The organism is Kosmotoga sp., assembly GCF_982836095.1.
Genome location: NZ_CEYIHJ010000027.1, coordinates 4,392 through 15,627, shown reverse-complemented (window position 1 = coordinate 15,627; position 11,236 = coordinate 4,392). Strand labels below are relative to the sequence as shown.

Annotated in this window: 11 protein-coding genes; 5 read left to right on the top strand and 6 right to left on the bottom strand. The window is 41.6% G+C overall.

The window, feature by feature from the left end:
- The 5 genes from AC3LHT_RS03320 to atpC all read left to right on the top strand — a co-directional run.
- Positions 1-242: F0F1 ATP synthase subunit delta (locus AC3LHT_RS03320; RefSeq protein WP_488661976.1), on the top strand; the 242-nt coding region annotated here is incomplete at its 5' end.
- Between the two features lie 23 nt (positions 243-265).
- Positions 266-1,774, top strand: a complete 1,509-nt coding sequence (gene atpA / locus AC3LHT_RS03315; RefSeq protein WP_290667265.1) for a F0F1 ATP synthase subunit alpha — start codon at positions 266-268, stop codon at positions 1,772-1,774.
- A 10-nt stretch (positions 1,775-1,784) separates the two neighbouring features.
- Complete coding sequence (gene atpG / locus AC3LHT_RS03310; protein WP_290646534.1) at positions 1,785-2,627, top strand: ATP synthase F1 subunit gamma; 843 nt, start codon at positions 1,785-1,787, stop codon at positions 2,625-2,627.
- Between the two features lie 60 nt (positions 2,628-2,687).
- The gene (gene atpD, locus AC3LHT_RS03305; protein WP_488661977.1) at positions 2,688-4,091 is read left to right on the top strand and encodes a F0F1 ATP synthase subunit beta; all 1,404 of its coding nucleotides are present in this window, start codon (positions 2,688-2,690) and stop codon (positions 4,089-4,091) included.
- 1 nt (position 4,092) lies between these two features.
- Positions 4,093-4,515, top strand: a complete 423-nt coding sequence (atpC, locus tag AC3LHT_RS03300; protein WP_290646538.1) for an ATP synthase F1 subunit epsilon — start codon at positions 4,093-4,095, stop codon at positions 4,513-4,515.
- A 7-nt stretch (positions 4,516-4,522) separates the two neighbouring features.
- Here atpC and plsY read toward each other — a convergent pair whose 3' ends face one another.
- The 6 genes from plsY to aspS form a co-directional block, all read right to left on the bottom strand.
- A complete protein-coding gene (plsY, locus tag AC3LHT_RS03295; protein ID WP_488661975.1) occupies positions 4,523-5,137 on the bottom strand; it encodes a glycerol-3-phosphate 1-O-acyltransferase PlsY in 615 nt (204 codons plus the stop codon).
- Positions 5,134-6,462 carry a ribosome biogenesis GTPase Der gene (der, locus tag AC3LHT_RS03290; RefSeq protein WP_290667259.1) on the bottom strand — a complete coding sequence of 443 codons (1,329 nt, stop codon included), beginning with the start codon at positions 6,460-6,462 and terminating at the stop codon, positions 5,134-5,136. The genes plsY and der overlap by 4 nt, the downstream gene beginning before the upstream one ends.
- An 18-nt stretch (positions 6,463-6,480) precedes the next feature.
- The gene (locus AC3LHT_RS03285) at positions 6,481-8,196 is read right to left on the bottom strand and encodes a S1 RNA-binding domain-containing protein (protein ID WP_290646544.1); all 1,716 of its coding nucleotides are present in this window, start codon (positions 8,194-8,196) and stop codon (positions 6,481-6,483) included.
- Positions 8,189-9,070 carry a 4-hydroxy-3-methylbut-2-enyl diphosphate reductase gene (ispH, locus tag AC3LHT_RS03280; RefSeq protein ID WP_488661974.1) on the bottom strand — a complete coding sequence of 294 codons (882 nt, stop codon included), beginning with the start codon at positions 9,068-9,070 and terminating at the stop codon, positions 8,189-8,191. Before ispH ends, AC3LHT_RS03285 begins: the two co-directional genes overlap by 8 nt.
- Positions 9,067-9,711, bottom strand: coding sequence for a (d)CMP kinase (gene cmk / locus AC3LHT_RS03275; RefSeq protein ID WP_488661973.1), 645 nt, complete (start codon positions 9,709-9,711; stop codon positions 9,067-9,069). Before cmk ends, ispH begins: the two co-directional genes overlap by 4 nt.
- Positions 9,708-11,236: aspartate--tRNA ligase (aspS, locus tag AC3LHT_RS03270; protein ID WP_488661972.1), on the bottom strand; the 1,529-nt coding region annotated here is incomplete at its 5' end. The genes cmk and aspS, both read right to left, overlap by 4 nt.

Genomic DNA, 11,236 nt, shown 5'->3' with positions numbered 1-11,236 from the left:
CATTAATCGCAGAGGCAAAGCGTGAAATCGAAGTGGATGTCGAAACAGCTATAGAACTTTCAAGTGTAGAATACAGGATCCTCAGGAAATTTATATTCAACAAAACTGGAATGGAACCGAGCTTTAAAATACGAACCAATCCCAGACTTATTGCTGGGATGATTTTACGTTTTGGAGATAGAGTAGTTGACATGAGTATATCAGGAAGGCTTAAAAGAATCAAACAAGGTATTGGTAGCTAAAATGAACCACTGGAGGTGGTTGAGTGAAGATCAGTCCCTCGGAAATCACGAGAATTATTGAAACCCAAATCAAAGGTATAGACAAAGAAATTGACTATTTTGAATCCGGGAAAGTCATACAAATTGGTGATGGAATTGCCCGGGTTTACGGGTTGAAGGGCGTCATGTCCAGTGAACTTGTTGTTTTTGAAAATGGTGTTTATGGCATGGCCCTCAACCTGGAAGAAGACAATGTTGGGGTTGTCATCCTTGGTGAATATAAGGACATCAAAGAAGGAGATCTCGTAAAGAGAACCGGAAGGATAATGCAAATACCGGTAGGTATGGATTTACTTGGTAGAGTGGTAAATCCCCTTGGAATCCCAATAGATGCCAAAGATCCAATTAGTGTAAAAGATTACCGACCTATTGAAGTCAAAGCTCCTGGCGTGGTTTTAAGAAAACCCGTTGACACACCTCTTCAAACAGGGATAAAAGCCATTGACTCCATGATTCCTATAGGTAGAGGCCAGCGAGAATTGATAATCGGTGACAGGCAAACTGGAAAAACTGCGATAGCCGTGGATACTATCATCAATCAAAAAGGGCATGGGGTTTACTGTATCTACGTTGCCATTGGCCAGAAATCTGCTGCTATTGCAAAGATAATAGATAAACTTGTTGAGACCGGTGCCATGGAATATACCACAGTAGTCGTTGCCTCTGCTAGCGACCCTGCTGCTCTCGCTTATTTGGCACCTTATGCAGGAGCCGCAATGGCTGAATACTTCATGTATAATGGCAAAGACGCTTTGGTGATTTACGATGACCTTTCCAAGCATGCAGCCGCGTACAGAGAGCTTTCTCTTCTTCTAAGAAGGCCTCCTGGACGTGAAGCATATCCAGGTGATGTCTTTTATCTCCATTCAAGACTCTTAGAACGAGCCGCAAGACTTAATGAAGAACATGGCGGAGGTTCTTTTACGGCGTTACCGATTATAGAAACTCTAGCCAACGATGTCAGCGCTTATATTCCTACGAATGTCATATCAATTACCGATGGGCAGATATATCTCGATCCAAATCTCTTTTATGCTGGTAATCGTCCTGCTATAAATGTTGGTCTCTCCGTATCCAGGGTTGGTGGTTCTGCTCAAATAAAAGCAATGAAAAAAATAGCTGGTAGTCTGAGACTTTACTTAGCACAGTACAGAGAATTGCTTACTTTTGCGCAGTTCGCAACAGATCTTGATCAGGCTACTCAGAACCAGTTGATACGGGGTGAAAAACTAACGGAGCTTCTGAAACAAGGGCAGTATGCTCCAATGCCTGTCGAAGAGCAAATCGTGGTTTTATATGCCGGAACGAAGGGATTTCTCGATGACATTCCCACCGAAAGAATAATTGCATTCGAAAATGCTCTTCTTCAAATTATGAAGGAAAAACATCCAGATGTACTTATAAAAATCAGGGAGGGAAAGGACCTTACAGATGAGATTGAGGAGAGTCTTACAGCTGCAATTGAAGATGCAAAAAAGTCCTTCCTGAGCTGAAGGTGGTATTGTGAGTAAAGGAAAGTTACGTGCGATAAAAGAGAGAATTGAATCCACTGAATCGACTATGCAAATCACCCGGGCAATGGAAATGGTGGCCCGGGCGAAGATAAAAAAGGTTGAAAAATCACTCGCTTTTGTAAGAGAATACGAGGCTGCTTTAAGAAAGAATCTATCGATTGTGAGTGCTTCCACAGACGAAACTGAGCTTTTCAGCGGCGAAGGTGATGTCTTGATAGTTGTAACCGCTGATATGGGTTTGTGTGGAGCGTTTAACAGTGAAGTTCTGCGTTTAGCTGATGATACCCTAAAAAAAGAAAAAGATGGGATAAAAGCGATTGTAACAATTGGCAATAAGGCTGAACAGCATTTCAAAGGATCTGCCTTGCACTTCGATAGTTTCACAAGATTTTACGACATACCAGATGCTGATGAGGCAGCGATGATATGGAATCGGGTCTTTGAAATCATGAGAAAAAAATCCGCATCCGGCTTGAAAATCGTGTACAGTCGCTTTAAGAATCCCATAATTCAGCTCCCGGTCCTTTACGAAGTATTGCCATTTGAAGCAGATGAAATCCCGGAGATCAAAGAAGTGTATGATTTTGAACCGAAAAGCGATAATCTGTACAAAGAACTGCTCGAATCATGGGTTACAAGCGCAATATTGCTGGCTACATATGAAACAAAAGTGGGCGAGCTGTTTGCAAGGCAAAACGCAATGAAAAATGCCACCGAAAACGCCCAGAAAATGATTGAACAGCTTACCCTTATTAGAAATAAGGTGCGTCAGGCTACCATCACTCAAGAGATAATTGAAGTTGTCAACGGCGCAGAAGCATTAAAAGGTTGATCTGGAGGTGTGAGCGTGGCAAAGAATACAAAGAAAGCCCAGAAGAAAGCCACCGGTGAAATCAACAAGGGCAAAATCGTTTCTATAATAGGGCCTATTATCGACGTCAGCTTTGAGGGAGCAACTCTTCCTGATATTTTAAATGCCCTTGAAGTAGAAAACGAATTTTTGGGCAAAAAAATCGTCCTTGAAGTTGCCCAAATTATCGGAGATAACATGGTTAGGGCCATTGCACTTGATTCAACAGATGGACTCGTGAGAGGTCAAGAAGTTATAGATACTGGAAAACAGATTTCTGTGCCTGTTGGCGATGAAATTCTCGGAAGAATGTTTAACCTACTGGGCGAGCCCATAGACGAACGAGGTCCGGTTGATGCAAAAGAGCGCTGGGAAATACATCGTGAACCTCCGTCTATTACCGAGCAAAAAACCGATATTGAAATATTGGAAACAGGCATAAAAGTCATAGACCTCCTTGCTCCTTTCAATAAAGGTGGGAAAATAGGTTTCTTTGGTGGTGCAGGAGTGGGAAAAACGGTTCTGGTTATGGAGCTCATAAGGAATATAGCCATTGAACACAAGGGTCTTTCAATATTCGCCGGAGTCGGAGAACGCACAAGAGAAGGGAATGACCTGTGGCTTGAGATGCAGGAAGCTGGCGTCCTTCCAAATACTGCCCTTGTTTTTGGCCAGATGAACGAACCACCGGGTGCAAGATTCAGGATAGGTCTATCGGCAATCACCATGGCTGAATACTTCCGCGATGTGCAGAAAAAAGATGTCCTTGTGTTTATTGACAATATCTTCCGATTCGTGCAGGCAGGCTCTGAAGTTTCGGCACTTCTCGGAAGAATGCCTTCCGCAGTTGGTTATCAGCCCACTCTTGCCAGTGAAATGGGCAAGCTTCAAGAACGAATAACCTCGACTAAAAGTGGTTCCATAACCTCTGTACAGGCTATATATGTTCCTGCTGACGATATTACAGACCCGGCCCCTGCCACTACTTTCAGCCATCTTGATGCCACTGTAAATCTTTCAAGATCCATTGCTGAACAGGGGTTGTACCCAGCAGTTGATCCCCTGGACTCTACATCAAAGAATCTCGATCCACTGGTTGTTGGGAATGAGCATTACCAGGTTGCCCGGAGAGTTCAGGAAGTTCTTCAGCGTTACAAAGACCTACAAGATATCATTGCCATACTGGGTATGGAAGAGCTCTCTGAGGAAGATAAACTCACCGTAAGAAGAGCACGAAGAATTCAACGATTCTTAACACAGCCTTTCTTTGTAGCGGAACGTTTTAGCAACATTCCTGGCAGGTATGTCCCCATAAAAGAAACCATTCGGGGTTTCAAAGAAATTTTGGAAGGTAAACACGATGATCTTCCAGAGCAAGCTTTCATGTCGGTGGGCACAATTGATGAAGTAGTAGAAAAAGCCAAGAGTTTTGCTGGAGGGCGATAGTGTGGCTCTTAACGTCAAAATATTGACCCCTGATGGAATTAAATGGAACGGAATGGCAGATTACCTCTCCTTCAGAACTATTGAAGGGGGTATGGGAATTCTTCCAAAGCGCTCTCCTTTGCTTGTCAAACTGTCAGTTGATTTAGTGGAGTTAAAAGCTTCTGATGGTGCAAAGCTCTCCTTTGCTATTCATGGCGGTTATTTATTGAACACCCGCGAAGGAACTACCATTGTTGCCGATGCCGTTGAAAAACCCGAAGATATCGATATTCATCGGGCTGAAGAAAGAATATCGAGAGCTAGGGAAATATTGAAAGTTGAGAAAGATGCAAGAGAGAGAGCTCGGATCAATGCAAAACTGCAAAGGCATATGCTGAGGATCAGGGTATTTAAAGAAAGAGTACATGGAAGTAACACAAAATAGTCGGGACCTAATGGTCCCGCTTTTTTTTGAAAGCCGCTATTAGATCGGTTTTCCTTTCTTCACCTCTTAGAAGCCTTTGAATATTTTCCCTGTGGCGGAAGATGGTAAATAACAGAAGCGCAAAAATCCAAAATCCCGCTTCTATGCCTGAAACGAGAAAAACAATTAGGTCCATGACTGCAACGGTGATTATGGATGCAAGAGAGACGTATTTCGTCAAGAGCACTATCGGTGTCCATATCGCTAGAAAAAGGGGAAGAAACCAGCCTTTCAGACCGGTTAACGTACCCACAGTACAGGCTACGGCCTTGCCTCCTTTGAATTTCAAAAAGATCGAATAACTGTGCCCGATAGCAGCAAAAAATCCAATTACAATTAGCTTTTCCTGCGGCAAGCCAAAAAACAAGCTTGCAATAAGCATGGGAACAAAAGCCTTGAAACCATCAAGGGTCATAGTTATAAATCCCAAAACTCCTCCCAGATTTCTGAGAACATTTGTTCCTCCCACATTACCACTGCCGACCCTTCTTATATCTATGCCTTTCACCTTTGGAATGAGATAACTGAAGGGAATGCTTCCCGAAAGGTAACCAATAATTGCCAAAAAAAAGACTTGACTCATTTTTTCCGCCTCAATTTTATAAAGATAGGCGTACCTTCGAGCGGATCAATGTTCTCCCTAATAGCTCTTTTCAACCCTCTCAGATAAGAATGGGTGAAAAGTCTGGGATCGTTGACATTGAGCATGATTAATGGTGGGCGTGTATTAATCTGAGTTGCATAGTAAATTTTCGCTTTTTTCACCTTTGTCCCCACAGGTGGTGTAGAACTCACAAAACGTCCAATGAGATTGTTCAACAAACCTGTGGGAATATGATAATCAATTTTTTCGCTTACAAGGAATATTTTGTCTATAAGCTCATCTATACCTCTACCGGTTATTGCAGAAGTGAAAGTCACCGGGCTATAGTTCACAAAATAGAGTTCGAGCTCAAAAGCTTTTAACAGACTACTGGCTTTTTTATCATTGATTAAATCAGCCTTGTTGAAAACGGTAATAAGGCCTTTTCCGTTTTTTTCTGCAAGTCCTGCTATCTTTTGGTCTTGGTTGCTTATACCCTGTGTAGCATCGACAACAAGGACAATTATGTCAGATCTTTCAATAGCATCAATCGCTCTCATTACACTGTAGTACTCAACATTCTTAACACTGACCTTTGATTTTTTTCTTATGCCAGCTGTATCAACAAATGTAATAGGAATATCGTCAATCAAAAGTGTTTCATCGACTATGTCTCTGGTAGTACCCGGTAATTCTGTCACAAGACTTCTTTGACTACCAACAATGGCGTTGAAAAGCGAAGACTTACCTGCATTCGGTTTTCCAACGATGGCTACCCTTATACTCGCTTCCTCCGCTTCGGGGACATAGTCTATATAATGACCATGAGCCTGAAGGGCCAGGATAACCGCTTCTAAAAGAATATCGATATTTAGGCCATGATCAGCAGAAATGGGTATGGGTTCTCCAAATCCAAGGCTGTAAAGATCTGGCTTGACATCAGTTTCAAAATTGGTGATGTTTTCCACTTTGTTAGCAACAAGAATGATTCTGTCCTTATATCTCCTCAAAAGGTCTGCAAGGTCATAATCAGCAGCAGTCAAGCCATGTTTTCCATCTACTACCCATAGAATCAAGTCACCATCATCGATGATGTCCAGTGTAACATCCTTCATTTTTTCTTCCACAATGTCTTTGGGGTCATCAAAAAGTCCGCATGTGTCAACGACTTCAAACCCCTTTTGCTGCCATTCAACTCTTCCAAAGACGAAATCCCGGGTTACTCCCGGGAGATCGTCAACTATTGCTCTTCTTCCGCCAACCAATCGGTTAAATAAGGTTGATTTTCCCACATTGGGGCGCCCCACAATCAGTACTGTTGCCACAGGTGTTTTCCTCCAGGTCTATTCAGAAGCTCCGTCACTGTCAAAATGCTCTCTGAGTTTATCTCCCAATGAAAGCGTAGCGCTGTCTTCTGATGATAACTCTTTCATAGCCTCTTCAGCTTCCCTTTTTTCTATGTCTTTCAAATATTGTCTTATTGAGACAACCATGTTTCTGGAATCATTTTGTGGATCATAGACCAGTCGAATTATCTTAAATTGATGCTTCTGCCCAATTTCTATGGCCTCATCTGCGTTCTCCACTTTTTTATCTGATATCTGTGAGACTGGTAAGAAAGCTTCTATGTTGTAATCATCAACGAGGACTATCGCACCAGATTTTACAGTGCGGGTAACCGTGCCGGAAACATAGTCGCCAACTTTTAGCTCTTCTGATACCCTTTTCCAGGGATCTTCAGAAGCTTTTTTGAGACTGAGCCTCATCCGGCGATTTTCCCTATCCATGGAAATGATCAGGGCAGAAACAACGTCTCCTTCTTTAACAACATCATCTATTTTATCCACAAAGTTCCATGATATTTCTGAGAGCGGTACAAAGCCAGAAACATATTCCTCGAGTTCAACAATTACCCCGGTTGGTAAGACCTTTGCTACTTTTCCTTCCACGATCTTCCCAATCGGATACTTAGACTCGATGTTGTCCCATGGGTCTCCTAAGGCTTCACGATAACTAAGTGAAAGAGTTCTCTTTTCTTTGTTGACTTCCTTCACTTTGACAAGAACTTCGTCACCAACCTTGACAACTTCCTGAAGCTTTTTCCTTGTATTTCCCCAGAAGACCTCGGAAATGTGTACCAGACCTTCAATACCATCTTCTACGGCTACAAAAAAGCCAAAAGGAACGATAGATTTGACTTTGCCTTTGTGCACTGAACCTACCGGGAAACGTTCCTCAATATCTTGCCATGGGTCCTTCTGCAATTGCTTAAGGCTCAATGAAATCTTTTTGTTCTCTATATCCACACCTATCACTTTTGCTTCAACTTTGTCTCCGGGTTTCAGAATTTTTTCTATCCTGACAGAGAAATCCCAGGAAACTTCTGATGCTGGAATCAGCCCTGTTACATCGGTTGTCAACTTTACAAAGGCACCGAATTTCTTCACCGATTCCACTACTCCAGTTACAACATAGCCTTCTTTTATGCTTTTCAGATAAGACTTTATTCTTAAATCCTTTAACTCTTTTAGCGAAACAACGATTCTCGGTGCGCTGCGCTTTGATCTTCTAAAAGCGATTATTTTGAAATCAAGCGTTTCTTCTGGAATTTCATCATCAATTTTAAGCCCAGAATGTGAACCAGGGAGGAACGCTTCAACTACATTTAAAAGCCTGACATTATAACCACTGCTTACCTTTGAAACGATTTTCCCTTTAACTGGTTCGTTGTTTCTGTATTTGTTCTCTACCTCTTTAAGCGCCTCTTTTCTGAATACTCTGATTTCAGATGCTGTGCTTCGCCCTTCCTCTTCGTTGACCTTTAATATGGTTACTTTTATCTTATCCCCTATTTTGTATTCATTAAGAGAACGAACCAATTCAGATTCTGGCACAAAACCATCCAGCTTTCCATCCAATAGAACTAGTAAGCCATCAGGTTGTATCGAATACACTTCAGCTTCCTTTACGCTCCCCCTCCTTATCGAAAAATCGTCCATACTTTCAAAAATCTCGTCCATACTGAGGTTTTCCTCGTTGTTTCTTTTTACATCATCCATTATGGATAACCTCCCCTTCGTATTTGGTTTCTATGTAATCCAGAATTCTCTGGATTTGCACAAATGGTGTTGATGTACCGCTTATCACGCCAACACTTTCAAACTCCGATAATAAAGGAAGCTCCTCAGGCTTTCGAATATGAAAGGCCTTCTTCCCGGAATTTTGAACAATGCGAGCAAGCTTTTTTGTGTTTGAGCTTTGTTTTCCGCCGACAACTATCACTGCTTCACACTTTTCTGCGAGTTTTTTCGCTTCTTCTTCTCTCTTAACGGTTACGCTGCAAATTGTGTCAAAAACCTCTACTTTCAAATCTATATTTTTGATCTGACTGGAAAAATTCATAAACTCCTGATGATTCATGGTTGTTTGAGAAATTATTGCGACTTTTTCTTCCGCCTTTTTTAAGATATCCGAATAGACCTTTTTTATATCATAACTCGGCTCAATAAGCAAATAATTCTTTAGCCTCCCACATATGGCTTCAACTTCGGCATGCCCTTTCCTACCGTAAATAACTATAAGGTAACCTTTTTTCTCCAGCCTTTCGGCCAACCTAAATACATTGTACACTATGGGACAGGTGAGGTCTACAACTCTTCCAAAGCTCTTTCGCAAACTCTTTTCCAATAGTGGAGATATACCGTGTGCTCTGATAGCAAAGGTTGACGAACTGAGTTCAGGATCTAGATCGGACTCAATATCTCTCAAAGTTTTGAGTCCCATTTTTTTTAGCCCTTCTACCACCTCTTCATTGTGTACCAGTTCGCCATTTGTATAAACCGTAATACCATTCTTCAATAATCTTTCACAAGTAGAAACCGCTCTATTAACGCCATAACAAAACCCTGTCGCAGCAGCTATATAGACCTTCATTGAAACTTCATCTTCTTTAAGATCAATTTTATCACCTCATTCAGAGGCATTTCTGTAGTATCAATCACAATAGCGTCATCAGCTGGCTTCAAAGGTGCTATTTCTCGTGAGGAGTCATTCTTATCTCTAAAGGAAATTTCTCTGAGAATCGCATTAAAATCAGCATCAATCCCCATTTTCTTGAGCTGGTTATATCTTCGTTTTGCTCGTTCTTCAGGCGAAGCCGTAATATAAAATTTGTAGTCGGCATCGGGTAAGACAACAGTTCCGATATCCCTTCCCTCCATCACTAAATCTCTGTTTTCCGCGAGTTTTCTTTGCTCCCTGGTAAGAAAAGCCCTAATCTCCGATATAGTAGCGATTTTAGAAGCGAGTAAGGAGATCTCAGATGTTCTGATTTCATCACCGATAGTAGCGTTATCCATAAGCAAATTGGGCGATTCAAAGCTGAAAATGGTATTTTGTATGACTTTTTCAATGTCGGTTTTTGATTCATAGGAATAACCATGCTTAAGCATCTTCCACGCCAACGCTCTATACATGGCACCAGTATCTATATATTCGAATCCAAGTTCCTTTGCAAGCAGTTTTGCAACTGTAGATTTTCCAGAACCTGCCGGCCCATCTATCGCTACTTTCATTTTTCCTCTTCTTCTCCTTTTACAAGGGATAGTTTTAACTCCCTCAGCTGACTTTGAGAAACTTCAGAAGGAGCTCCTGTCATGATATCAGAGCCACTGGCGGTTTTTGGAAAAGCAATAACATCCCTTATGGAATTGGCACCGGCTAAAATTGCCACTATGCGATCCAGGCCAAGGGCTATTCCAGCGTGTGGAGGTGGACCATATTTAAATGCTTCAAGTAGAAATCCAAATTTCTTATCGGCTTCTTCCTGCGAAAGGCCAATGAGCCTGAATACATCATTTTGTATGTCACGACGGTGAATTCTCACGCTACCGCTACCAATTTCAAAACCGTTGATTACAAGATCGTACGCCCGGGATTTTATCTTAAGAGGGTCACTGTTTTTGTACAGGGCCATATCTTCAAGATCCGGCATAGTAAAGGGATGATGTTCGGCTTCTATCCTATTTTCCTCTTCATTAAAAGAAAACATAGGGAATTCAGTTACCCAGAGAATATCAAGGCCCTGAGCTTCAGGAAGTTCTGTAGAAATTATCTTTTCCCTGATCTTTCCGAGTGCTTTAGATGTTGACACTCTATCGCCAACGGCCATCAGTATAAGGTCACCTTTTTCAGCTGAAAGGCTGTTAACGGTTGTTCTGATTTCATCAGCACAGAATTTTAAAATCGATGACTTGATTTCATCTTCAATCTTAATCCATATAAGTCCACCCAAGCCCAATGACCTGGCAAATTCTACATATTGATCAATGACTTTTCTACTGAAACGATTTGCTAAACCTTTGACTTTGAACGCTTTTACAACACCATCGGCTTCAATTGCACTGGAAATCACCCTGAAATCCGTTGAAAAGAAGATTTCAGTAACATCGTGAAGTTCCATACCATATCTTCTGTCAGGTCTATCGCTTCCATAGGTTTCAATAGCCTCGGCATATGTCATCCTATCAAATTCAAGGGGTAATTCCACCCCAACACTCTCTTTGATAGATTTATTAAGCATACCTTCTACTACATTGAAAATATCTTCCTCGTCCACAAAAGACATTTCCAGGTCAACCTGGGTAAATTCAGGTTGTCGATCAGCTCTGAAATCCTCATCACGATAGCATTTTGCTATCTGATAGTATCTGTCCATTCCGGCTACCATCAACAGTTGCTTGAAAAGCTGTGGTGATTGAGGAAGCGCATAGAATTTCCCGGGTTTGATTCTTGAAGGGACTAAAAAATCGCGAGCGCCTTCCGGAGTAGATTTTGTGAGTACAGGTGTTTCAATTTCCAGAAAATCCAAGTTATTCAAATATTCCCGTATTTTCTGGACGATTTTATGACGCAAGATCAATTTTTTTTGCATTTTGGGTCTTCTGAGATCCAAATACCTGAATTTTAAGCGAAGTTCTTCCGACGCTTCATCGTCTATATTAATGTATATTGGGGGTGTTTCTGATTCTGAAAGGATATCTAAAGAAGTGGCATGAACCTCTATCTCACCTGTGGACATTTTTGGGTTAATAGCATCTG